This is a genomic window from Nocardioides daphniae (genome assembly GCF_004777465.1).
Classification (GTDB): Bacteria; Actinomycetota; Actinomycetes; order Propionibacteriales; family Nocardioidaceae; genus Nocardioides; species Nocardioides daphniae.
The window spans coordinates 1,924,228-1,946,019 of record NZ_CP038462.1; the positions used below are offsets into that span (position 1 = coordinate 1,924,228).

Here is a 21,792-nt window from a genome sequence, read left to right on the forward strand (position 1 = left end):
GCGGGCCCGCGGCTCAGAGCTTCCGCAACGTGACGACGGGGACGTCGGCGCGGGCACTCTCGGCGACCCCGGCGATCCGAGCAGGCACGCGGGTGACCCCCGAGCCGTCGCGGGCGACGTACACGTGGACCCAGTGCCCGAGCGCTGCTCGCCGTCCGTCGACGAAGGCGGCAAGGGCGTAGGTGATGCTGCTGCGCCCGACCTCCCTGACCGCGAGCCCGATGGTGACCTCGTCGCCCAGGCCCACCTCGTTCTCGTACGAGCAGGCGGACTCGCCCACCACGCCGATGGCGTCGGCAGAGACCGGCTCGACGCCGGCCTCGGCCTGCAGCCACGTGTTGATCGCGGTGTCGAACCAGCCGTAGTAGACGATGTTGTTCACGTGGCCGTACATGTCGACGTCGGACCAGCGCACCTGCTGGCCGACCTGTACGGGGTAGTCGTCGACGGTGGGAGGCGTGCTCATCGTGCGTCCGCCTTCATGGTGATCAGCTGGCGCAGCTCGCTTCCCTCGGCCAGGCGCTCCATCGCCTCGTTGATCCGGGAGAGTGGGAGCGACGAGCTGATCAGCTGCTCGACGGGCAACCGGCCCCGCGCCACAGGTCGACGAAGATCGGGACGTCCCTGGCGGGCACCGACGACCCCAGGTAGCTGCCGACGATGGTGCGGCCCCTCGGCCACCAGGGCGAGGGGCGAGACGGTCGCGGTGTCGTCGGGGGCGGGAAGGCCCACCGTGACGGTGGTGCCGCCGGCGGCGGTGCATGCGACGGCGAGCTCGAAGGCGCTGGCGCGGCCCACGGCCTCGACGACCCGGTCTGCCTTCAGGGTGGCGGCGGCCTCGTCGGGGTCGAGGGCGCGGCTGGCCCCGAGCCGGAGTGCCTGGTCGCGCTTGGCCCGGGAGGTGTCCACGCCGACGACCTCGACGTCGTCGAGGGCGAGCGCCGTGACCAGCGCCGCCATGCCGACGCCGCCGAGGCCCACGACGGCCAGGGTCGACCCGGGGGCAGGTCGCGCGGCGTTGACCACCGCTCCCCCGCCGGTCAGCACCGCACATCCCAGGAGGGCGGCGACCTCGGCGGGGACGTCGTCGCCTACAGGCACCACGGAGCGTCGGTCGACCACCGCGTGAGTGGCGAACCCCGAGACCCCCAGGTGGTGGTGCACCGGGCCTTCGGCGTCGGACAGGCGCCCGCCACCGGCGAGCATCTCGCCGGCACCGTTGGCGGCGGATCCCGGCACGCACGGGGCGACACCGTCACTCGCGCACCCGCCGCACGCGCCGCACCGTGGCAGGAAGGTGAGGACCAGGCGCTGCCCCACGGCTATGTCGTCGACGCCCGAGCCGACCTCGAGCACCCGTCCTGCCGCCTCGTGGCCGAGCAGCATGGGGGTCGGGCGGCTCCGGGACCCGTCCACGACCGACAGGTCGGAGTGGCAGACGCTCGCCACCTCGATCTCGACGAGGAGCTCGGTCTCACGAGGCCCGTCGAGCTCCAGGGGCACGACGTCGAGCGGGGTGGAGACCTCGTACGGTCGGGGTGCCCCCACCGTACGCAGCACGGCTCCTGTGATCTGCATGCGAACCTCCCAGTCGGGCCGGCGCACGGCGGCCAGCGCCAACGTATGCAGCCGGGCGGGCGTCCACAAGGGCCAGACGCCGTCGGAGCGATCAACTCCGTTTGTGCGCTGCGCCCCTGTACGTGGACGACGGTCGCGCGCATGATGAACGCTCACGAGGAGAGAGGGGCGTCGGGATGCGGCTTTCGCTGTCCGCCGAGGACCAGGCCTTCCGCCAGGAGATGGCCGAGCTGTTCACCAGCGTGGTGCCGGCCGAGGTCCGCCGGACCGTCCTGGAGGGTGGCGAGATCACCGAGCAGATGTTCCGCACCAGCCAGCGGGCGCTCAACGACGCCGGCATTGCGGTGCCGCACTGGCCGCAGCAGTGGGGTGGGCGGGGTGGACGGAGCTGCAGCGCCACCTCTGGCACGAGGAGATGCAGCGCGCAGGCGTCCCCACCCCCCTGCCGTTCAACGTGAGCATGATCGGCCCGGTGCTCATCCAGTTCGCCTCGCAGGAGATGAAGGAGCGCTTCCTGCCCGCCACCGCCAGCCTCGACATCTGGTGGTCCCAGGGATTCTCGGAGCCCGACGCCGGTTCCGACCTGGCCGGCCTGCGGACGAGCGCCGTGCGCGACGGTGACGACTGGATCGTCAACGGTCAGAAGACCTGGACGACGCTGGGCCAGTACGGCGACTGGATCTTCACCCTCGTGCGCACCGACCCTGCGGTGAAGAAGCAGGCGGGCATCTCGATGCTGCTGATCGACATGACGTCGCCAGGCGTGGAGGTCCGGCCCATCCAGCTCATCGATGGCGGCCACGAGGTCAACGAGGTGTGGTTCACCGACGTACGTGTGCCCGGCGAGAACCTCGTGGGCGAGGTCAACCAGGGCTGGACGATGGCGAAGTTTCTGCTCGGCAACGAGCGGGTCGGCGTCGCCCCGGTCGCGATGGTGAAGCGGATGCTCGGCCGGGCCAAGGAGGTCGCCGCCGACCAGCTCGACGACCCCGTGGTCCGAGCCCGGGTGGCCGAGCTGGAGAACGAGCTGCTGGCACTCGAGCTCACCACCCTGCGCGTGGTCGCCCACTCCGACGGAGGAGAGCCGCACCCCGCCAGCTCGGTGCTCAAGCTGCGCGGCACCGAGCTCCAGCAGGCGGTCAGCGAGCTGGTCGTCGACCTCGCCGGGCCTGCCTCCCTGGTGCCTCCCGACTCGGAGAGCGACCTGCCGCTGTGGGCCCGGCGCTCGGCCCCGGTCTACCTCAACTACCGCAAGGCCTCGATCTACGGCGGCTCCAACGAGATCCAGCGCCAGATCATCGCCGGCACCATCCTCGGACTGTAGGGACTGACATGGACTTCACGCTCGACGACGAACAGATCGCCCTGCGCGCGGCCGCTCCTGCTCGCGCCGCTACGGCGACTTCGAGGAACGGCGCCGCAGCGTCAGCAGCGACCTCGGGCACGACCCGACGCTGTGGAAGGCGCTCGCCGAGATGGGTGCACTCGGGCTGCCCTTCTCCGAGGAGGACGGCGGGATGGGCGCTGGCCCCGTCGAGGTCGGCCTCGTGGCGCAGGAGGTCGGCCGCGTCCTGGCGCCCGAGCCCTACCTGGCCGCAGTCGTCCTGGCGGGCGGCGTGGTGGCCTCCCTGGGCACGGACGCACAGCGCGCCGAGGTGCTGGGCGAGCTCTCGTCCGGGAACCTGCACCTCGCCCTCGCGCACGCCGAGCCCGGAAGGCGGTGGAGCGACACCGCCAGCTCCGTGACCGCGACCCTCGTCGGTGACGAGTGGAGGATCAGCGGCGTCAAGGAACCAGTCCTCCACGGCGACGCCGGCACGCTCGTCGTCACCGCCGCGCTGCCCGAGGGTGGCACCGGCGCGTTCCTGGTCGCCGGCGAGTCCGCGACCACGACCACCGCCACGGCGTACGACGGCACCCGCGTGAGCCGCGTCGTCCTGGACGGCGCCCGCGGGGTCCCGCTCGGGGAGGCGGGCGCCGACGCCACGGAGGGGATCGCCGTCGCGCTCGACCGGGCCCGGATCACCGCCTGCCATGAGGCCCTCGGCGCCATGGAGGCTGCTCTGGCGGCGACCACCGGCTACCTCCGAAGCCGCAAGCAGTTCGGCGTACCGCTGAGCACCTTCCAGGCGCTCACCTTCCGCGCCGCCGACATGTACGTCGCCGTCGAGCTCAGCACCAGCATGGTGTGGTGGGCGACGATGGTCGCCGCCGAGCGCGACGCGACCGCGACCAGGGAGGCGGCTGCGCGGGCCGCCCTCCAGGTCAGTCGGGCCGGTCGTCTGGTCGGGCAGGAGGCGATCCAGCTGCACGGCGGCATCGGTATGACCGCGGAGTACCTGGTCGGCAACCTCAAGGCCCACCTCACCGCGCTCGACCACCTGCTGGGTGACGGGTCGCACCACCTGCGCTCGCTCGCGCAGGGAGTGGCCGCGTACGACGCCCTGGACCCGCTGGCCTGACCGGGGTCAGCGGGCGCGCGCCATGAGGGCCAGCCCCAGCAGGAGCTTGTCCCGCGGGTTGCCGAGGGAACGGCCGGTGAGCTGCTCGATCTGCTTGAGCCGGTAGATCACCGTGTTGCGGTGGCAGTAGAGCTCGCTCGCCGCGTGCGTGGGAGAGCCGTCGTGACGCAGCAGGGCGTCCAGGGTCTCCAGCAGCACCTCCGCCTGGGCGGGCGGCTGGGCCAGCACCGGCCCGAGCGCCTCGGCCACCAGCCGCGGGGCCACCAGCGGGTTGCCGGCGATGAGCACCTCCGGGAGCCGTTCCGAGACCGCCACCACCCGGCGGGCACCTCGCGGCACGGTCTCTGCTGCGCGGCACGCGAGCTGGAAGGCGGTCGCGAAGCCGGCGATCCCGTCGGCCGAGAGCGCCACCCCCATCCGCCCCGCCCCCGGTGGCGTGAACACCCCGACCAAGGTGTCCTCGTCGGGCAGCTGCCCCGACAGGAGCCCGTAGTGCACGCCGGAGCGCACGTGCCAGCGAGCGACGATCCCGAGCCGGTCGAGCCGGTCGTCGGCGGTGGCCAGCTCGTCCCCCACGTCGGGGCGGTCGTGGATCAGCGCGACGCAGGCCACCGCGTCGTCGGCCCCGATGCCCAGGGCTGCGTACACCTCGTCGGCGAAGGCGGGGTCCGCGCCGCGCCCCTCGACCAGCCCGTCGAGCAGTCCCTGCTCCCGCTGGAGGTCCTGGCGCTGCATGCGGGAGGTCTCACGGCGGTAGGCCTCGATCACGACGGTTTCTGCACGTCCAGCGTGGTCCACACGCTGCGCGCCGCGAGCAGCAGCACCTGGTCGTCGACATGGATCGCCGGGTCGACGGTCACCCGCCCGACCAACGCCTCCCAGAGGATCCGTGCCCCGAGCATGTAGGCGTTGAGCACCAGCTCCAGCGGCACGTCCTGCCGTGCGCGGCGTCGCCCCGTCTCGCGCCAGAGCTCGACGGCGTTGCCGGTCCCTTCACCGCGCTCCTGGCCCTGCCCCGAGAGGATCCGCAGACCGCGGCGGATGTGCTCGCGGGTGCTGGTGCGCACGTCGGCACGGAACTCCGGACCGATGCGCTCCCACAGGTCGTGGTCGCGTTCGAAGAGCGACAGGGTGATGGTGTCGGCGATCGAGTCGGACTGGTCGAGCAGCAGCGCCCACGCACTCCGCAGGGCGTCCTCGACGTCGACCTCGCTGGTGGTCATGCGGTCAGGTTCGCACTCGGAGCACAACTCTGACCATCCCCCCACGCGGCCTTGGGGCCCCGGGACCAAGCACTTCTGGGCGCCGAGACCAATGACCCCGATGTGCCAGCCAACCAGGGTGGTACAGGTCACACCGCACGAGGAGGGCACCGTGGGGCACGCAACCGCACCAACGGCACAGGTCGAGGCCTCCGCCATGTTCGCGCTCGAGCACGTCACCGTCACCTTCGGCGGACTCGTGGCGCTCACCGACGCCTCCCTGTCGGTCGCGCCCCACAGCGTCCACGGCGTCATCGGACCCAACGGCGCCGGCAAGACGACACTCTTCAACGTCGCGTGCGGCTTCGTACGCCCCGACGAGGGCCGGGACGCGCTGCACGGGCGCCACCTCCCCCGGCTGCGCCCCCACGACCTGCCCCGCCTCGGGATCGCCCGCACCCTCCAGGGCTCGGCCTGTTCGACGGGATGACCGTGCTGGACCCGCCCCCTTCCGCTACGGCGCCGACAACCACCTGGGCATCTCGGGCATGCGCCTGGTCGAGCTCAAGGGCAGAGGTTCCGAACCGCTCACCCCGGTGCTGGTCACCGACATCGGCGACGCGGAGATCACCGAGGACTCCTCCGGCCAGGACGGCGATGCACCGCCGGCGAGCGGAGTGCCGGAGTGAGGTCAGCGGTCGCGGCGGTACGGCGAACGAGCAACTCCCTCCTGGCCCCCGTGCCATACTGAGGGCCGAGGGTGGAGCACGGCGCCCTACCCTCAAGTTGACGGAGTGTTCTTGAACATCGATGAGCCGCTCCGCACCGCACCGCGCTCGGCCCTCAGCGGCACCCACGGTGACGACCCGGAGTTCATGCGATCCGCCCACGCCCGCCTGGTGACGGGACAGATCGACGACACCACGCGTCTGGACCGGCTGACCGAGCTGACCGCTCGGTTGCTGGGCGCGAGCACCTCCCAGGTGTCGATCATCTCGGAGGTCCAGATGGTGGTGGGTGCCTCGGGCCCCGCGGCCCCCGCGAAGCTCGAGGCGTCCCCCGCGGAGGACTCGATGTGCACGGTCACCGTCAACCACGGGTCGCCGCTGGCGGTCCACGACGCCGCCCGGGACGACCGCGTCGCGGGTCTGCCTCCGGTGACGAGTGGTGCGGTCCGCACCTACGCCGGGGTGCCGCTCCGCGTCGGTGGTCACGTGGTCGGTGCCCTGTGTGCGTACGACAGCGTCGTCCGCACGTGGACCGAGGATGACGTCGCGCTCCTGGAGCTGCTCGGCGAGGCGGTGACCGCCGAGCTGCAGCTGGCGGCCGTCGAGGCCAGCTACAGCGAGGACCGGCAGATCTGGAGCGTCGCCGTCGAGGCCGCTGGCGTGGGGGCGTACGACTGGAACCTGCACACCGGCGAGCTGAGCTGGGACGACCGGACGTTGGAGCTCTTCGGGGTGGAGCGCAACCACTTCGACGGCCGGATCGAGACCTTCAGCTCCTTGGTGCATCCCGACGACCGCGACCGGGTCACGCAGGCTTGGCAGAACACGATCGAGCAGTGCGGCGTGCTCGACGTGGAGTACCGCGTGGTGCCGCCCGAGGGTCCGACGCGGTGGGTCCTGGCCCGAGGCGAGGCCTACCCCGGTCTCTCCGGGCGGGCCGAGCGACTCGTCGGAGCCGTCCTGGACACCACCCAGGTCCAGGAGGGCGAGGCGCGCATCGCGCGCGTGCTCGAGGCCATGCCGAGTGCGTTCTTCAGCCTCGACCGCGAGTGGCGGTTCACCTACGCGAACGCCCGTGCTCAGCAGCTCCTGGCCGGTGTCTCGGGGGACCTCAGCGGCCACGTGCTGTGGGAGCTCTTCCCGCAGGCCGTCGGCAGCGACTTCGAGGTGCACTACCGGCACGCGGTCGAGTCCGGCGAGCCCGTGTCGTTCGAGGCGTACTACCCGCCGCCCCTCAACGCCTGGTACGAGGTGCGCGCCTGGCCGAGCCCGGAGGGACTCTCGGTCTACTTCCTCGAGATCACCGACCGCCGCCTCGCCCAGGAGGAGCTTGCCCGCAGCGCAGAGCGCGGGTCCCTGCTCGCCGAGGTCACCTCGTCACTCACCTCGACCTTCGACACCTACCAGGCGGTCGGGCGGCTGGCCCAGCTCCTGGTGCCCCGACTGGGCGAGTGGTGCATCGTGACGCTGGTCGACCACAACGAGCCCTTCACCCAGCGCGACTGGCGGCGCCACCTGCGTGACATCGGGTTGTGGCACGCCGACGAGTCGCGCCGGCACACGCTGCAGCGGTACGTCGACCTGCGGGTCTCGGCGCTCTCCGACGACTCCTACCTGGCCCGCGCGCTCTCGGGCGAGCGGTCCGTCCTGGTGGCCGACCGCGCCCACGAGCAGGTCACTGCGACGTTGCAGCCGGGCGAGGCACGCGACCGGTACCTCGAGCTGGAGGCGGAGAACGTCGCGTTCCTGCCGGTCCGGGGCCGGGGCCGCACGGTCGGCGCACTCACCGTCGGTCGCCGCCGCGGCATGCCGGCGTTCACCCCCGACGAGCTCAACACGCTGGTGGACATCTCCGCCCGCGCCGGGCTCGCGTTGGACAACGCCCGGGCGTACGCCGAGCAGCGCGACCTCGCCGAGGGCCTGCAGCGCAGCCTGCTCACCCCGCCACCGGACCCGGCGCACCTGCAGGTGGCAGTGCGCTACGAGCCGGCCGCCGAGGTCGCGCAGGTGGGCGGCGACTGGTACGACTCCTTCCTCCAGACCGACGGCTCGGTGGTGGTCGTGATCGGCGACGTCGTGGGCCACGACACCGTGGCCGCCGCGGCCATGGGCCAGCTGCGCGCCCTGCTGCGCGGCATCGCCGTCACCACGGGCGAGGGCCCGGCCGCTGTGCTGGGCAGGGTCGACTCCGCCATGCCGACGCTGCAGATCGACACCACGGCCACCGCAGTGGTCGCGCAGGTCGAGCAGACCTCGCAGGAGGTCGAGGCGGGGACGGTACGGCTGCGCTGGTCGAACGCCGGCCACCCGCCGCCCATCGTCGCGGTGCGGCAGACCGACGGCAGCGTGGTCACCGAGGTGCTCGAGGGTGACGGGCCCGACCTCCTCCTGGGCATCGACCTCGGCGTCGAGCGCGCCGAGGTGGTCACCCACGTGCCCCTGGGCGCGACGGTGCTGCTCTACTCCGACGGCCTCGTCGAGCGTCGTGGCCAGAGCCTGGACGACGGCATCGAGCGCCTGCGCGCCACCCTCGCGGACCTGGTGGCCGAGGGCTGCGACCTCGACACCCTGGGCGACCAGCTGCTGGCCCGCCTGCTTCCCGATCGGCCCGAGGACGACGTCGCCCTCGTCGCCCTGCGGCTGCGTCAGCCGGTGGCGTCGTCCGACTGAGCCAGGTGCCGACCACGTCGTGCAGGCGTTGCTCGCGCGGCTGATGCGCGCCTGAGCTGACTCATGCCGGGGATGACCTCGGACCTCCAAGCAGGTGGGCTAGCACGACATCTTGGTCCGCGTGTCGAGCAACGCCCGACGCACGTCGCGGTAGGCACCCTCGTGCCCGGCCAGCACCGTCCCCGCCACGCTCGACGCGGTCGAGGCAGCAGCATCCATCTGCGCCCTGGCACGTTCCCAGTTCTGGCGAAGCTGATCGGTGAGCCCGTCGAGACGCTCGTTGCCCCCCATCGTCGCCAGGTGCACCTGCACCTCCAAGGTCCTCGATCCGACCCTTCCACTGGTCGAGTCGCGCCTGCACCAACTCCTCCCGCAGCGCGGCCTGAGCCTCTTGCAGCTTCGTGAGCTGCTCCTCCAGGTGCACGATCCTGTCGTCCGTCGTCATGTGCAACTCATGGCTCTGGGAGGGCACTCGACGAGCCACGCGGCGATGCGCTACCAACAGGCTGCCTCGGACCGGCCGGCCGAACTGGCCCGGCGGAGGGCCGAAGCGCGAGGCTGGAGGCCAGAGCCAGGCACAGCAGCTGGGCGACGACCGGCGCCGCGGGTGCGGCTGTCCCGAGGACGTCCTCGGTTCCTCCCCGTGTGGGGGCAGAGTCCCGCAAGAGGCAGCTACTCCACCCGCGTCACGCCATGCTCGACCAGGAAGACGGCCCCGTTGGGGACCTCCAACCAGTCCCCCGTCTTCTGCGGGTCCCGAAGCACGTCGGCTGCATGACGGATGGCGTCACCGTGGGTGACGAGCACGACGGGGATACCCCGTGCGGCGTCCGCCCGTGCCTCCGAGAGCACGGCGGCCATCCGGCTGCGGACCTGCGCGGGACTCTCACCCCCGCCGACAGGCAGATGGAGATCTGACCAGTCGTGTTCCTCGGCCGCGCGCCAGGTCTCCTCGTAGCTGAGACCTTCCAGGGAACCCAGCGCCATCTCGCGCAGACGCGGGTCCTCGAGCACGGGAACCCCCAACCGCCGTCCGACGACCTCAGCCGTCTCCAGCGCCCGGGTCAGGTCGCTGCTCGTGATCCGCACGGATGTGAGCACGCGGTGACCGAGTACCTGTCCCACCCGATCAGCGGCAGCTGCTGCCTGCTCACGGCCGGCGGCGGTGAGACGGGGGTGGCGCGTCTGCCCTTGTGTCCTCCGAGCAACGTTCCACTCCGACTCGCCATGGCGTACGAGGAGGACGGGAGCAGGCACGGTCGACCATTGTGCCCGGCGCTCCACCTGGCACGTCCACGGCCCGACCGCGGACCGGGTCCCGGCCGAGCCGCTCGTTCCCGTACGCTCGGACAACCCACGGTGCAGGAACCCGGTGAGATTCCGGGGCGGTTCCGCCACTGTGATCCTCCATTGGAGGACAGCCAGACACTGGCCGTGGGTGATCCGACCGCTACACGGGGCGAGAACCCCGGAGGAGGAACCCGGCACATGACCGCGTCCGCACACATCAGCCTGCTCTCGACGTCCGACACGGACCTGCTCTCGGCTCGCGCGAGCGGTGCCAGCTACGCCGTGGCCAACCCGGCCCGGAGCACGGGCGGTGAGCTCGATGCCGTCGTGGAGGGCGCCGACCTGGTCGTCGTCCGTCAGCTCGGCTCGCCCCATGACTTGTGGCAAGGACTCGTCGACCTGCGCCGTGCCGGCACGCCTCTGGTCATCCTGGGTGGCGAGCAGCAGCCGAGCGCCGAGCTGATGGAGCTCAGCACCGTGCCGATCGGCGTGGCGGCCGAGGCCCATCGCTACCTGGCCGAGGGTGGCCCGGTGAACCTGGCGCAGCTGCACGCCTTCCTCTCCGACACGGTGCTGCTCACCGGTGAGGGCTTCGACCCGCCGGTCGAGGTGCCGTCATGGGGATTCGCAGCTCGTGAGAAGACACTCGACAACACGCTCCCCCAGGTCGGCGTCCTCTACTACCGGGCGCACGAGACCAGCGGGAACACCGCCTTCGCGCACGCCTTGGCCGACGCGGTCGACGCGACCGGTCTTGCCGTGGGCGTGCCGATCTTTGCCGGATCGCTGCGCAGCGCGCCCGACGAGCTCTTCGCGGCCCTCGGGGGGCTCGACGCCCTGGTGGTCACCGTCCTGGCCGCGGGCGGCAGCGTCCCTGCCTCGGTGAGCGCCGGCGGTGACGACGAGAGCTGGGACGTGGAGCGGATCGCCGCCCTCGACATCCCGGTGCTGCAGGGCCTCTGCCTGACCAGCAGCCGTGAGGAGTGGGAGGCGAACGACGACGGCGTGACCCCGCTTGACTCCGCAAACCAGATCGCGATCCCGGAGTTCGACGGCCGGATCATCACCGCCCCGTTCTCGTTCAAGGAGATCGACGAGGACGGGCTGCCGCGCTACGTCGCCGACCACGAACGGTGCCGCCGGGTGGCCGCCATCGCGGTGAACCACGCGCGACTGCGCCACGTGCCGAACGCCGAGAAGAAGGTCGCACTCGTGCTGTCGGCGTACCCCACGAAGCACGCAAGGATCGGCAACGCCGTCGGCCTCGACACCCCCGTCTCCACCGTGCGGCTGCTGCGGCGGCTGCGCGACGCCGGGTACGACCTCGGCGCCCCCGGCGACATCCCGGGCCTGGACCTGGAGGACGACACCCAGGCGGGTGACGCCCTCATCCACGCGATGATCGCCGCCGGAGGCCAGGACGAGGAGTGGCTGACCTCGGGCCAGCTCACCGATGCCCACGTCCGCATCCCGAGCGAGCAGTACCGCCGCTGGACCTCCCACCTTCCCGCTCCGCTGCAGGACGCGATGACCGAGGCGTGGGGCGAGGCACCGGGTTCGCTCTTCGTCAACGACGCGGAGGAGATCGTGCTCGCGACGTGGGTCGCCGGCAACGTGGTCATCATGATCCAGCCGCCGCGCGGCTTCGGTGAGAACCCCGTCGCGATCTACCACGACCCCGACCTGGCCCCGACCCACCACTACATGGCGGCATACCGCTGGCTGGAGGAGCTGCCGGCCAACGGCGGGTTTGGCGCCCACGCCGTGGTGCACGTCGGCAAGCACGGTTCGCTGGAGTGGCTGCCCGGAAAGAACGCGGCTCTCTCGGCTGAGTGCGGGACCGACGCGGTCCTGGGCAACCTGCCGCTGTTCTACCCGTTCCTCGTCAACGACCCGGGCGAAGGCGCCCAGGCCAAGCGGCGGGCGCACGCCACCATCGTCGACCACCTCATTCCACCGATGGCCCGGGCAGAGACCTACGGCGACATCGCGCGCCTGGAGCAGCTGCTCGACGAGTACGGGAACATCGCCGCGATGGACCCGGCCAAGCTGCCGGCGATCCGGGGCGAGATCTGGCAGCTGATGAAGGCGGCCGAGATGCATCGCGACCTGGGGCTGGAGGAGCGCCCCGACGACGAGGAGTTCGACGACTTCCTGCTCCACGTGGACGGTTGGCTCTGCGAGATCAAGGACGTCCAGATCCGCGACGGGCTGCACGTCCTGGGGCAGGCCCCCACCGGCGAGGCGATGGTCAACCTCGTCCTCGCCGTGCTGCGCGCCACCCAGGTGTGGGCGGTGTCGGCAGCGCGGTCCCCGGGCTCCGCTCAGCCCTGGGGCTGTCCGAGGGCGCGTCCACCACCGAGGTGGACGCCTTCGAGGCCGAAGCGCGCCGACTGGTCCAGGCACTGGCCGACGCGGGGTGGGACCCCGCCGTGGTCACCGACCTCCACGAGGATCCCCAGGTGCGAGCCGCACTCGCCTTCGCCGCCACCGAGGTCGTCCCGCGTCTGGCCAGCACCACCGACGAGATGGACGTGCTGCTGCACGCGCTCGACGGTGGCTACGTCCCGGCCGGGCCATCAGGCTCTCCGCTGCGAGGACTGGTGAACGTGCTCCCGACCGACGCAACTTCTACACCGTCGACCCCAGAGCGATCCCCTCGCGTCTGGCCTGGGAGACCGGTCAGGCGATGGCGGAGTCCCTCGTGCGGCGTTACCTCGACGAGACCGGCGAGTACCCGAGCTCGGTGGGCCTGTCGGTCTGGGGCACCAGCGCGATGCGGACCTCCGGGGACGACGTCGCCGAGGTGCTGGCGTTGCTCGGCGTACGACCCTCGTGGGACGAGATGTCGCGTCGTGTGAACGACCTCCAGGTGATCGACCTGGCCGAGCTCGGTCGCCCGCGGATCGACGTCACGGTGCGGATCTCCGGGTTCTTCCGCGACGCGTTCCCGCACGTGGTCGCCATGCTGGACGACGCGGTCCGCCTGGTCGCCGACCTCGACGAACCGGTCGAGCAGAACTTCGTCCGCGCCCACGCCCGGGCCGACCTCGCCGAGCACGGCGACGCCCGCCGCGCCACCACCCGCATCTTCGGGTCCAAGCCCGGGTCGTACGGCGCCGGCATCCTGCAGGTCGTCGAGTCGGGCACCTGGCGCGACGACAACGACCTGGCCGAGGTGTACACGGCGTGGGGTGGTTTCGCGTACGGCCGCGGTCTCGACGGCGCTCCGGCAGCCGACGACATGCGGACCGCGTACCGCAGGATCAAGGTGGCCGCCAAGAACGTCGACAGCACCGAGCACGACATCGCCGACTCCGACGACTACTTCCAGTACCACGGCGGCATGGTGGCGACCGTCCGCGCGCTGACCGGAGCCGACCCCAAGGCGTACGTCGGCGACTCCACGTCGCCCGACGCGGTCCGTACCCGCTCCCTGCAGGAGGAGACCAACCGGGTCTTCCGGGCCCGGGTGGTCAACCCGCGCTGGATCGCCGCAATGCAGCGACACGGCTACAAGGGAGCGTTCGAGCTCGCAGCCACCGTCGACTACCTCTTCGGCTTCGACGCCACGGCAGGCGTGGTGCACGACTGGATGTACGAGTCGCTCGCCAGCTCGTACGTCCTGGACGAGACCAACCAGGCTTTCCTGCGCACGTCGAACCCGTGGGCTCTGCGCGGCATCGTTGAGCGCTTGCACGAGGCGGCCGAGCGTGGTCTCTGGGCGGAGCCCGAGCCGGAGACCTTGGCGCAACTGCAGAAGGTCTACCTCGAGGTCGAAGGAGACCTGGAGGACGACGCGTGAGACCCCACGTCCACGTCGTCGGCTTCGGCACCGGACCGCAGCACCTGACCCGCGAGGCGGTACGTGCCCTGCAGGACAGTGACTACGTGCTGGCTGTGCGCAAGCACGACGATGACGACCTGTTGCGGGTCCGCCGCGCGATCTGCGCGGAGATCGGCCTCGAGCTGGTCGAGGTCCGCGACCCCGAGCGCGACCGGGACGACCCGAGCGACTACCCGGGCGCAGTGCGCGACTGGCACGCCCAGCGGGTGCAGGTCTTCGCCGACGTTGTTGCCGAGCGGGGTGGCCGGGCGGCCTTCCTGGTCTGGGGAGACCCGTCCCTGTACGACTCGACGCTGCGGGTGGTCGGGGCATGGCCGCCGATCCGCGTCTTGCCGGTCTCGGCTGGGACGTGGTCCCTGGCATCAGCGCCCCGCAGCTGCTGGCAGCCCGGCACCGGATCGTGCTGCACCCGGTCGGTGTTCCCGTCCACGTGACCACCGCTCGCCGGCTGCGAGCCGCAGTCGATGCCGGGCAGCGCAACATCGTGGTGATGCTCGGCTCGGAGCCGAGCCTCGACCTGCTAGATCAGCTGCCGTCGTGGTCGATCTGGTGGGGCGCCAACCTCGGTTCCGTCGGGGAGCAGCTCCACGCCGGGCCGGTTCGCGAGGTGCTGCCGCGCATCCGCGAGGCACGAGCCCGGGCCCGGGCGGTCGCCGGCTGGGTGATGGACGTCTACCTGCTCAGGGCTCCCGAGGACGATGCATGAGTGGGCTGCTAGTGGCGGGTACGACCTCGGACGCCGGCAAGTCGGTGGTCACCACCGGGCTCTGCCGCGCCTTCGCCCGCCGGGGGGTCGCGGTGGCTCCGTACAAGGCGCAGAACATGTCGAACAACTCCATGGTCTGCATCGACGGTGACGGACGCACCGCCGAGATCGGTCGCGCCCAGTGGGTGCAGGCGCTGGCCGCGCAGGTGACGCCGGAACCAGCCATGAATCCGGTGCTGCTCAAGCCCGGATCGGACCGGCGCAGCCACGTCGTGGTGATGGGTCACCCGGCCGGGGAGGTCTCGGCGACCGATTTCGCCACCGGCCGTCGCCACCTCGCCGCGGCCGCCCACGCCGCGTACGACGACCTGGCCTCGCGCTTCGAGGTGGTCGTCGCCGAGGGCGCCGGTAGCCCCGCCGAGATCAACCTGCGCAGCAGCGACTACGTCAACATGGGGCTGGCCCGCCACGCCGAGCTGCCCGTGGTTGTGGTTGGCGACATCGACCGCGGGGGCCTGTTCGCCTCGATGTTCGGCACCCTGGCGCTGCTGGAGCCGGCCGACCAGGCGCTGGTCGCCGGGTTCGTGGTCAACAAGTTCCGCGGCGACCTGGGGCTGCTCCGCCCTGGACTCGAGCAGCTCGAGCACCTCACTGGACGACCCGTGACCGGCGTCCTGCCGTGGCACCCCGACCTGTGGTTGGACTCCGAGGACGCGCTCGACCTCGAAGGTCGTCGCAGCCAGGACGGTGCCCGGGTGCGGGTCGCGGTCGTACGGCTCCCCCGCATCAGCAACTTCACCGACGTCGACGCTCTCGGGCTCGAGCCGGACCTCGACGTCGTCTTCTCCTCCGACCCTCGCGACCTGGCCGACGCCGACCTCGTCGTGCTTCCGGGGACCCGCGCCACGCTCGCCGACCTGGCCTGGCTCCGCTCACGCGGGCTGGACGTCGCGATCACGCAGCACGTGGCCGCGGGCCGGCCGCTGCTGGGTATCTGCGGCGGGTTCCAGATGCTGGGCCGCGAGATCCGCGACCCCGACGGTGTCGAGGGTGCGCCGGGCGCCCGGGCCGACGGGCTGGGCCTTCTGCCGGTCACCACCACCTTCGCGTCGAAGAAGGTCCTACGACTGCCCAGCGGAGAAGCCCTGGGGGCGACCAGCACCGGGTACGAGATCCACCACGGTCGGATCACACTCGACGCCGACGCGGAGGAGTTCCTCGGCGGCGCTCGTTCCGGCCAGGTGTTCGGAACGATGTGGCACGGGAGCCTCGAGGGCGACGCGTTCCGAGCCGCCTTCCTCTCCGAGGCCACGGGTCTGTCCTCCTCCAGCGTCAGCTTCCCGGCGGCCCGGGAGCGCCGGATGGAGCTCCTGGCCGACCTCGTCGAGGAACACCTGGACGTCGACGCGCTGCTGTCGCTCGCGCGCCATGGCGCACCGTCGTCGCTGCCGCTGCTCAGCGTTCCCCTGCTCACCGCACCGGAAGGTGACCGATGAAGGTACTGCTGCTCGGAGGGACCGCCGAGGCGCGCGACCTGGCGCGGCTCCTGGTGGAGGCCCGAGTCGACGTCACCTCGTCCCTGGCCGGCCGCGTGGCCCGTCCCCGCCTTCCCGTCGGGCCGGTCCGCATCGGGGCTTCGGCGGGGTCGCCGGGCTCCGTGCCGCGCTCGTCGAGTACGACCTCGTCGTGGACGCCACCCATCCCTTCGCCCGGGGCATGAGCGCCAACGCGGCCGAGGCCTGCACGGCCGAGCAGGTGCCGCTGCTGCGCTTCGAACGGCCCGGCTGGGAGCGCGACCCGGCGTGGCGCTACGTCCGTACCCACGACGGCGCCGCGGCCGTGGCTGCCGAGCTGGGTGAGCGCCCGTTCCTCACCGTGGGCCGTCAGGAGCTGGCGCGCTTCGTCCCGGCGCTCGGCCACCTGACCGTGCTGGCGCGGGTCGTCGACGTCCCGGAGATCGAGCTCCCGGCTGGCTGGCAGCTGGTCACCAGCCGCGGCCCGTACACGCTGAAGGGGGATCTCGCTCTGATGCGCGACCACGGGACCGACGTACTCGTGACGAAGGACTCAGGGGGCACCTACACCTGGCCCAAGATGCAGGCGGCGGCACGGCTGGACGTCCCGGTCGTGGTCGTGGAACGACCAGAGCCGGACCCCCGCACACACGTCGTGCACGCGGTGGGCCCGGCGCTGGAGTGGGTGCTGTCGCACCGCTGAGTCAGGCGGTGCGCTCCTGGGTGGTGCTGATGCGCCCGAGCAACCAGGTGAGGGCGACGCCCAACGACCCCCAGAGGGTGGCGAGGGTGAGGAGCGAGGAGACCCGGAACTCCCACAGCACGTCGGCCGGGAAGTCGCCCAGCTCGTTGACGCCGGGCATGGCAAGGGCGGCGACGGCCACCACCACGACGTACGACACTCCCGCGACGACGACGCCCGTCCAGGAGCCGCGCGAGGCTGCGAGACGGCGTCCGAGGGCGACGACCGCGACCATGGCCACGACCGACACGAGGGCGAAGGCGAAGTAGTAGGCGGTTCGCTCACCGATGGTGTCCCCGCTGCCCACCGCCGGAGGGGCGGCTGGGTACTTCAGGAAGGGGATCAGGGCGTAGGACACGAAGCCCAGTGCCGTGACCAGGGCCGTCGACCCGACCACCGTCAGCCGACCGAGGCGGCCGGCGACCGCTGCGGCGATCAGCGCGATGATGCCGCCCAGCGCGACGCCCACTGCCACGGTTGCGGTGGCCAGGCCCCAGGTCTTTTGTGTGGTGCGGGTGATTCCGCCCTCCTCCTCATCGTCAGCGTGGGTGTGGCTGTGGCCCTCCTCGGCCTCAGCGTGGCTGTGGTCCTCGGCGGCGGGTTCGGCGGGAGCCTCCGCCGCGGCGGCCTCCTCGAGGCCGATCGCGGTGTCGATCGGCGGTTCGCCGACGGTGAAGGCCACCGCGAAGGTCAGGAGTCCGCGATGAGCCCGGCCAGGAGGCCGCGGACCAGGAAAGTACGTGCGTTCACTTGTGGATCCAGTTTCTGTGGTCGTCGAGATCACCGCGCAGGCAGCGCGGCGTGACCGAGCACCCGTCGAGGGATCGGTGGAAGGGCCGCCCGAGGGCGGCGCTGCTCAGGTGAGCTGCTGAGCCGGCGGGCTCAGTGGCAGGGTAGCCGAGCAGGTGACGACCGTCGTGGACCCACTCGTGGATCACGGTGCCGGCGGGGATGGAGACAGCGCCCTGGTCGGCGCTGACGAAGAAGATGACCAGCAGGCCCAGCAGTCCGACAAAGAACGCCCACGGCGCGAGCTCGCGCAGGTCGACGGTCGGAATCTCGACGGTGGGAATGGCCGGAGCGCCGGGGAACGGCGCGGCATGGGTGTGCGACATGAGTCCTCCTCAGGGTTCTGCGCCCTGGTGGTGTGGGATGGACGAGTGCCTGGGTCTGACTCCACCGCCCGAGGACGGTGACACAGCAGCGCGACTGTGCCGGATTCACACCGGCTTCCATGGCATTCGCAAGACTCATCGTACGCCCTGCGCCGACGGCTGTACGGCCGTGCACCACCGGCTGGTACGGTGCGCGTGCCGTGGTGCACGGGAAGCCGGTGGAAGACCGGCGCGGCCCTCGCCACTGTGAGCGCGGAGCTCCGCGACCTCACCGACACTCCGGTGTCGGGACCACTGGGCACATGCCTGGGAAGGTCGGTCGCAGGGTGTCGATGCGCGAGCCAGGAGACCGGCCACGGCGCGTTCACATCCACGAGGTCCTTGGAGAACAGATCCATGATCAACCGTACCCTCATGCCCGTGGCGTCCCTCGCCGGGGCCGCCCTGCTCCTCGCCGGCTGCGCCGGTGCGCCGGAGAGGAAGTCAGAAGCCGCCGGGGCCGACGGGAGCGTTCCCGTCGAGCTCACCAACTGCGACCACGACGTCGTCGTGCCCTCCGCCCCCAAGCGGGTCGTCACCCTCAACCAGGGCGCCACCGAGGTGGTCCTCGCGCTCGGGCTGGGCGACCGCCTCGCCGGCACCGCCTACCTTGACGACACCGTCTCGGACCGCTGGTCCGAGGAGTACGAGCAGGTGCCGGTGCTCGCCGACGAGTACCCCACCCACGAGGCTGTCCTCGAGGCAGAGCCTGATCTCGTCTACGCCTCGTACGCCTCTGCGTTCGACGAGGGCGTGGCCGGTGACCGGACCGCCCTGGCCGACTCGGGCACGGCGTCCTACCTGTCCCCCTTCGGGTGTCCCGAGGAGGACCAGCGTCCGACCCCGACGTTCGACGCCGTCTGGCAGGAGCTGGACGACGTCGCCGCCTTGCTCGGCGATCCGGCCAGCTCGCGGAAGGTAGTGGCCGACCAGCAGGAGACCCTCGACGCCGTCGAGGAGGCAGCGGTCGGCAAGGGCCTCACCGCCCTCTGGTACGACTCAGGCGACAAGACCCCGCTGGTCGGCGGCGGCCAGAGCGGACCACAGCTGATCCTTGACGCGGTCGGCGCGCGGAACATGTTCGCCGACATCCAGCGCGGCTGGGGTGAGGCCAGCTGGGAGGACGTCCTCGAGGTCGACCCCGACGTCATCGTCCTGGCCGACGCCAGCTGGTCCTCGGCGGCGGAGAAGCGTGCATACCTGGAGAAGGACCCGGTGTTGAGCGAGCTCACCGCGGTGCAGGAGGGCGCGTTCGTGACCGTGGCCTACTCCGAGGCCACGCCCGGAGTGCGGATGGTGGACGGCGCGGTCTCCGTCGCCGAGCAGTTGGCCGCCCTCCGGCTCGAGAAATGAACCCGGCCCGCCCGGCGGGCCGGACCCTCCTCGTCGTCGCGTTCGCCGTGCTGGCCCTCGTGGCCAGCGCGGCCGTCGCCCTGGCCCTCGGCTCAGTGGACGTCCCGCTGAGCCGGGTGCTGGCCGTGCTCGTACGACGCCTCGGCGGGGGAGGCGACGTGACCGTCTTGGAGGACCAGCTCGTCTGGCAGCTGCGGCTTCCCCGGGTGCTGGGGGCCGTCGCCGTCGGTGCCGTCCTCGCCCTGTGCGGGGCCGTCCTGCAGGCGCTGACCCGCAACGACCTCGCCGACCCCTTTCTCCTCGGCGTCTCCAGCGGGGCGACCGTCGGTGCTGTGACCGTCATGGTGCTCGGCATCGGTGTCGGAGGGCTGGTGGCCAGCACAGCTGTGTCGGCCGCGGCCTTCACGGGCTCGCTGGCCGCGCTCGCCGTCGTCCTGCTGATTGCGGCCGCGGGCGGCCGCGGACTGAGCCCGCACCGCACTGTGCTCGCCGGGGTCGCGGTGGCGTACCTGTGCAGCGCCTACACCTCCGTCGTGGTGATCATGCACGGCGAGGGCGACGCAGCCCGCCGGGTGCTGAGCTGGACGCTCGGTTCGCTTGCCGGCGTGCGGTGGGAGAGCTCGCTGGTGCTGCTGGGCGCGGCGGCTCTGGGACTCGTCTGGTTCTGCGCCTACGCCGAGCGCCTGGACGCCTTCACCTTCGGTGAGGTGTCGGCGCTCTCACTGGGGGTGCCGGTCACCTCGACACGCTGGCTGCTCATGGTGGGCACGGCGTTGGTGACCGCGACCACCGTTGCCTACGTCGGGGTGATCGGCTTCGTCGGCCTGGTGGTCCCCCACCTGGTCCGCCCCGTGGTGGGGCACCGCCACGCGGCCGTCCTGCCCGCCTCGGCGTGGGGCGGGGCGGTCCTGCTGGTCTGGGCCGACACCGCCGCACGGTCACTGGTGGAGCGCCAGGAGGTGCCGATCGGCGCCCTCACCGCCTTGTTGGGCGTACCCGTCCTGATCTGGCTGATGGCAAGGAGGCCACGGACATGACCCACCGCGAACGCTGCGTGCACGGCGCCACCCCTGACCTGGTGGCCGACGGAGTCACCGTCCGGCTGGGCGACCGCGCGCTCCTCGACGACGTCCACGTGCACGCACGGGGTGGGAGGGTGACCGGCCTGCTGGGCCCCAACGGGTCCGGGAAGACGACCCTGCTGCACGTGCTGGCCGGCATACGCAAGCCCAACCGGGGTACCGTCCTGGTCGGAGACGTCGCCGTACGTTCGCTCTCGCACCGCCGCCGCGCCCGGACCATCGCCCTCGTCGAGCAGCACGCCGCCACGACCACCGACCTCACCGTGCGGCAGGTGGTCGCACTGGGCCGGCTCCCCCACCGGAGGATGCTCGCAGGTCCGGGCAGCGACGCGGGGGCCGCAGTGGTGGACGACGTCCTGGACCTCGTCGGGCTCACCGACCTTGCAGATCGTGGTTGGACCACGTTGTCCGGCGGTGAGCGACAGCGCGCCCACCTGGCACGCACCCTGGCCCAGCAGCCCGAGGTGCTGCTGTTGGACGAGCCGACCAACCACCTGGACCTCGGGCAGCAGCTGCGCTTCCTGGCGTTGGCTCGGGAGCTCGGCCTCACCACCGTTGCCGCCCTGCACGACCTCGAGCTCGCCACCGCGTTCTGCGACGACGTGGTCGTCCTCGACGCGGGCCGCGTCCGGGGTCATGGACCCGTGGGCGCGACACTTACCGCCCCGCTGCTGCGGGAGGTCTACCGGGTCGAGGCCTCCCTCGACCCCCACCCCCGCCTGGACCGGGACCACCTGGTCTGGGACGGCCACGTCGAGGAGACCGCATGACCGTCCACGTCCTCGTCGGCACCTCCCCCGCCGACGCCGCACGCCGCTCCGAGCTCGCCACACTGGCGGACGAAGTCGGCGCAAAGCTCGCCTTCCTGCAGATGGCTGTGCCCTCGTTGGGTGACGTCCTCGACTCGCTCGCGCGAGGGGGTGAACGGCGCCTGGTGCTCGTCGGGGTCTCGGGAGGTCAGGGCGGCCCAGGCGTCTCCTGGTTGCGTCGCATCGCCTCCGAGTGGTGGCGCTCGTACGGCGAGGACGCTCCCGAGCTCTGCACGGCACCGGCCTACCTGACGGACCGGTCCGAGTGGAACGCGCTGGTGGACCTGGCCCGCCCCATCACGCACGGCGGCCCCGGGCTCACCTCGGCGGCGTGGGAGGACGTCCCCGGCCACCGTCACCAGGTCTTCGTCTGCCGTGGCCCCCGGTGCACTGCTGCGGGTGCCGAGGGGGCCTGGAAGGGACTCGTGCTCGGTCTGATGGGCGCGGGCCTCGGCGACGACGACGTCCTGGTGACGCAGACGGGCTGCCAGTTCCCGTGCAACCAGGCGCCCGTGGTCACCGTCCAGCCCGACGACGTCTGGTACGGCCAGGTCGACAAGGCGGCCGCCGGCGAGATCGTCACCGGCCACCTGGTGGCCGGTTCCCCGGTGGAACGGGTACGGCTGCCGCGGACGCGCCGCGACTGAGCGTGCGA

The 21,792-nt window shown here is 71.8% G+C and carries 22 protein-coding genes, 3 pseudogenes and 2 riboswitches; of the genes and pseudogenes, 17 read left to right on the forward strand and 8 right to left on the reverse strand.

Going from position 1 to position 21,792, the window contains the following annotated elements; genetic code table 11:
- Window positions 1–13: 13 nt before the first annotated feature.
- Together E2C04_RS09495 and E2C04_RS09500 are read right to left on the reverse strand one after the other, a co-directional pair.
- Window positions 14–466: an acyl-CoA thioesterase gene (locus E2C04_RS09495; protein ID WP_135832402.1), complete on the reverse strand. Its 453-nt coding sequence runs from the start codon at window positions 464–466 to the stop codon at window positions 14–16.
- Entirely contained in the window at window positions 463–1,578 is a 1,116-nt protein-coding gene (locus E2C04_RS09500; protein WP_238694224.1) for an alcohol dehydrogenase catalytic domain-containing protein, read from the reverse strand. Before E2C04_RS09500 ends, E2C04_RS09495 begins: the two co-directional genes overlap by 4 nt.
- 176 nt (window positions 1,579–1,754) lie before the next feature.
- Here E2C04_RS09500 and E2C04_RS21435 point away from each other — a divergent pair, with 176 nt between their 5' ends.
- From E2C04_RS21435 to E2C04_RS09510, 3 genes are all read left to right on the forward strand, one after another.
- On the forward strand, window positions 1,755–2,036 hold the full coding sequence (locus E2C04_RS21435) for a hypothetical protein (RefSeq protein WP_338088738.1): 282 nt from the start codon (window positions 1,755–1,757) through the stop codon (window positions 2,034–2,036).
- Complete coding sequence (locus tag E2C04_RS21440; protein WP_338088739.1) at window positions 1,943–2,902, forward strand: acyl-CoA dehydrogenase family protein; 960 nt, start codon at window positions 1,943–1,945, stop codon at window positions 2,900–2,902. The genes E2C04_RS21435 and E2C04_RS21440 overlap by 94 nt, the downstream gene beginning before the upstream one ends.
- A 151-nt stretch (window positions 2,903–3,053) precedes the next feature.
- Entirely contained in the window at window positions 3,054–4,040 is a 987-nt protein-coding gene (locus E2C04_RS09510) for an acyl-CoA dehydrogenase family protein (RefSeq protein WP_202977732.1), read from the forward strand.
- A 6-nt stretch (window positions 4,041–4,046) separates the two neighbouring features.
- On the opposite strand, the gene E2C04_RS09515 is transcribed toward E2C04_RS09510, so the two are convergent.
- Together E2C04_RS09515 and E2C04_RS09520 are read right to left on the reverse strand one after the other, a co-directional pair.
- Window positions 4,047–4,808 carry a PucR family transcriptional regulator gene (locus tag E2C04_RS09515; RefSeq protein WP_135832403.1) on the reverse strand — a complete coding sequence of 254 codons (762 nt, stop codon included), beginning with the start codon at window positions 4,806–4,808 and terminating at the stop codon, window positions 4,047–4,049.
- Entirely contained in the window at window positions 4,805–5,263 is a 459-nt protein-coding gene (locus E2C04_RS09520; protein WP_135832404.1) for an RsbRD N-terminal domain-containing protein, read from the reverse strand. Before E2C04_RS09520 ends, E2C04_RS09515 begins: the two co-directional genes overlap by 4 nt.
- Before the next feature lie 151 nt (window positions 5,264–5,414).
- Between E2C04_RS09520 and E2C04_RS18670 the strand changes: the two genes are divergently transcribed.
- The 3 genes from E2C04_RS18670 (at window position 5,415) to E2C04_RS09530 (ending at window position 8,640) form a co-directional block, all read left to right on the forward strand.
- Entirely contained in the window at window positions 5,415–5,732 is a 318-nt protein-coding gene (locus tag E2C04_RS18670) for an ATP-binding cassette domain-containing protein (protein WP_202977733.1), read from the forward strand.
- Window positions 5,733–5,790: 58 nt separating this feature from the next.
- Window positions 5,791–5,931: a hypothetical protein gene (locus tag E2C04_RS18675; RefSeq protein ID WP_202977734.1), complete on the forward strand. Its 141-nt coding sequence runs from the start codon at window positions 5,791–5,793 to the stop codon at window positions 5,929–5,931.
- A 111-nt stretch (window positions 5,932–6,042) separates the two neighbouring features.
- Window positions 6,043–8,640 (forward strand): SpoIIE family protein phosphatase, encoded by a 2,598-nt coding sequence (locus E2C04_RS09530; protein ID WP_135832405.1) that lies wholly within the window; start codon window positions 6,043–6,045, stop codon window positions 8,638–8,640.
- A 99-nt stretch (window positions 8,641–8,739) separates the two neighbouring features.
- Here the strand turns inward: E2C04_RS09530 and E2C04_RS09535 are convergent, their stop codons facing one another.
- Both E2C04_RS09535 and E2C04_RS09540 read right to left on the reverse strand, forming a co-directional pair.
- A complete protein-coding gene (locus tag E2C04_RS09535) occupies window positions 8,740–8,952 on the reverse strand; it encodes a hypothetical protein (RefSeq protein ID WP_135832406.1) in 213 nt (70 codons plus the stop codon).
- Window positions 8,953–9,312: 360 nt separating this feature from the next.
- A complete protein-coding gene (locus tag E2C04_RS09540; protein WP_158630650.1) occupies window positions 9,313–9,924 on the reverse strand; it encodes a histidine phosphatase family protein in 612 nt (203 codons plus the stop codon).
- 56 nt (window positions 9,925–9,980) lie between these two features.
- Window positions 9,981–10,091, forward strand: a riboswitch (cobalamin riboswitch).
- A 301-nt stretch (window positions 10,092–10,392) separates the two neighbouring features.
- On the opposite strand from E2C04_RS09540, the pseudogene E2C04_RS20885 reads away from it, so the two are divergent.
- The 7 genes and pseudogenes from E2C04_RS20885 to E2C04_RS09560 form a co-directional block, all read left to right on the forward strand.
- Window positions 10,393–12,159 (forward strand): annotated as a pseudogene (locus E2C04_RS20885) (cobaltochelatase subunit CobN); the annotation flags it as partial.
- Between the two features lie 134 nt (window positions 12,160–12,293).
- A pseudogene (locus E2C04_RS20890) lies at window positions 12,294–12,491 on the forward strand (cobaltochelatase subunit CobN); the annotation flags it as partial.
- A gap of 104 nt (window positions 12,492–12,595) precedes the next feature.
- Window positions 12,596–13,735 carry a cobaltochelatase subunit CobN gene (locus tag E2C04_RS20895; RefSeq protein ID WP_275106584.1) on the forward strand — a complete coding sequence of 380 codons (1,140 nt, stop codon included), beginning with the start codon at window positions 12,596–12,598 and terminating at the stop codon, window positions 13,733–13,735.
- Window positions 13,732–14,211 (forward strand): SAM-dependent methyltransferase, encoded by a 480-nt coding sequence (locus E2C04_RS20900; protein WP_275106484.1) that lies wholly within the window; start codon window positions 13,732–13,734, stop codon window positions 14,209–14,211. The genes E2C04_RS20895 and E2C04_RS20900 overlap by 4 nt, the downstream gene beginning before the upstream one ends.
- Window positions 14,127–14,483 carry an SAM-dependent methyltransferase gene (locus E2C04_RS20905; protein WP_275106485.1) on the forward strand — a complete coding sequence of 119 codons (357 nt, stop codon included), beginning with the start codon at window positions 14,127–14,129 and terminating at the stop codon, window positions 14,481–14,483. Before E2C04_RS20900 ends, E2C04_RS20905 begins: the two co-directional genes overlap by 85 nt.
- Window positions 14,480–15,979, forward strand: coding sequence for a cobyric acid synthase (locus tag E2C04_RS09555; protein WP_135832408.1), 1,500 nt, complete (start codon window positions 14,480–14,482; stop codon window positions 15,977–15,979). The genes E2C04_RS20905 and E2C04_RS09555 overlap by 4 nt, the downstream gene beginning before the upstream one ends.
- Window positions 15,976–16,700, forward strand: a pseudogene (locus E2C04_RS09560) (cobalt-precorrin-6A reductase). Before E2C04_RS09555 ends, E2C04_RS09560 begins: the two are co-directional and overlap by 4 nt.
- 1 nt (window position 16,701) lies before the next feature.
- Here E2C04_RS09560 and E2C04_RS09565 read toward each other — a convergent pair.
- Both E2C04_RS09565 and E2C04_RS09570 read right to left on the reverse strand, forming a co-directional pair.
- Complete coding sequence (locus E2C04_RS09565) at window positions 16,702–17,421, reverse strand: CbtA family protein (RefSeq protein WP_238694225.1); 720 nt, start codon at window positions 17,419–17,421, stop codon at window positions 16,702–16,704.
- Window positions 17,422–17,485: 64 nt separating this feature from the next.
- Window positions 17,486–17,854 (reverse strand): CbtB domain-containing protein, encoded by a 369-nt coding sequence (locus tag E2C04_RS09570; RefSeq protein ID WP_135832409.1) that lies wholly within the window; start codon window positions 17,852–17,854, stop codon window positions 17,486–17,488.
- Between the two features lie 184 nt (window positions 17,855–18,038).
- A riboswitch (cobalamin riboswitch) is annotated at window positions 18,039–18,226 on the forward strand.
- Between the two features lie 24 nt (window positions 18,227–18,250).
- Here E2C04_RS09570 and E2C04_RS09575 point away from each other — a divergent pair.
- From E2C04_RS09575 to E2C04_RS09590, 4 genes are read left to right on the forward strand one after another with little or no spacing between them, the layout of a single operon-like run.
- Window positions 18,251–19,246, forward strand: coding sequence for an ABC transporter substrate-binding protein (locus E2C04_RS09575; RefSeq protein ID WP_135832410.1), 996 nt, complete (start codon window positions 18,251–18,253; stop codon window positions 19,244–19,246).
- Window positions 19,243–20,283, forward strand: a complete 1,041-nt coding sequence (locus tag E2C04_RS09580) for a FecCD family ABC transporter permease (RefSeq protein ID WP_135832411.1) — start codon at window positions 19,243–19,245, stop codon at window positions 20,281–20,283. Before E2C04_RS09575 ends, E2C04_RS09580 begins: the two co-directional genes overlap by 4 nt.
- The gene (locus tag E2C04_RS09585; protein ID WP_135832412.1) at window positions 20,280–21,098 is read left to right on the forward strand and encodes an ABC transporter ATP-binding protein; all 819 of its coding nucleotides are present in this window, start codon (window positions 20,280–20,282) and stop codon (window positions 21,096–21,098) included. The genes E2C04_RS09580 and E2C04_RS09585 overlap by 4 nt, the downstream gene beginning before the upstream one ends.
- Window positions 21,095–21,784, forward strand: a complete 690-nt coding sequence (locus E2C04_RS09590; protein WP_135832413.1) for a (2Fe-2S) ferredoxin domain-containing protein — start codon at window positions 21,095–21,097, stop codon at window positions 21,782–21,784. The genes E2C04_RS09585 and E2C04_RS09590 overlap by 4 nt, the downstream gene beginning before the upstream one ends.
- Window positions 21,785–21,792: the final 8 nt, after the last annotated feature.

What these genes read in the sequence shown, in the direction of transcription:
- E2C04_RS09495 (WP_135832402.1), bottom strand. Translation starts at nt 466, where the DNA reads ATGAGCACGCCTCCCACCGTCGACGACTACCCCGTACAGGTCGGCCAG.
- E2C04_RS09500 (WP_238694224.1), bottom strand. Translation starts at nt 1,578, where the DNA reads ATGCAGATCACAGGAGCCGTGCTGCGTACGGTGGGGGCACCCCGACCG.
- E2C04_RS21435 (WP_338088738.1), top strand. Translation starts at nt 1,755, where the DNA reads ATGCGGCTTTCGCTGTCCGCCGAGGACCAGGCCTTCCGCCAGGAGATG.
- E2C04_RS09510 (WP_202977732.1), top strand. Translation starts at nt 3,054, where the DNA reads ATGGGTGCACTCGGGCTGCCCTTCTCCGAGGAGGACGGCGGGATGGGC.
- E2C04_RS09520 (WP_135832404.1), bottom strand. Translation starts at nt 5,263, where the DNA reads ATGACCACCAGCGAGGTCGACGTCGAGGACGCCCTGCGGAGTGCGTGG.
- E2C04_RS18675 (WP_202977734.1), top strand. Translation starts at nt 5,791, where the DNA reads ATGCGCCTGGTCGAGCTCAAGGGCAGAGGTTCCGAACCGCTCACCCCG.
- E2C04_RS09555 (WP_135832408.1), top strand. Translation starts at nt 14,480, where the DNA reads ATGAGTGGGCTGCTAGTGGCGGGTACGACCTCGGACGCCGGCAAGTCG.
- E2C04_RS09570 (WP_135832409.1), bottom strand. Translation starts at nt 17,854, where the DNA reads ATGTCGCACACCCATGCCGCGCCGTTCCCCGGCGCTCCGGCCATTCCC.
- E2C04_RS09575 (WP_135832410.1), top strand. Translation starts at nt 18,251, where the DNA reads ATGATCAACCGTACCCTCATGCCCGTGGCGTCCCTCGCCGGGGCCGCC.
- E2C04_RS09580 (WP_135832411.1), top strand. Translation starts at nt 19,243, where the DNA reads ATGAACCCGGCCCGCCCGGCGGGCCGGACCCTCCTCGTCGTCGCGTTC.
- E2C04_RS09585 (WP_135832412.1), top strand. Translation starts at nt 20,280, where the DNA reads ATGACCCACCGCGAACGCTGCGTGCACGGCGCCACCCCTGACCTGGTG.
- E2C04_RS09590 (WP_135832413.1), top strand. Translation starts at nt 21,095, where the DNA reads ATGACCGTCCACGTCCTCGTCGGCACCTCCCCCGCCGACGCCGCACGC.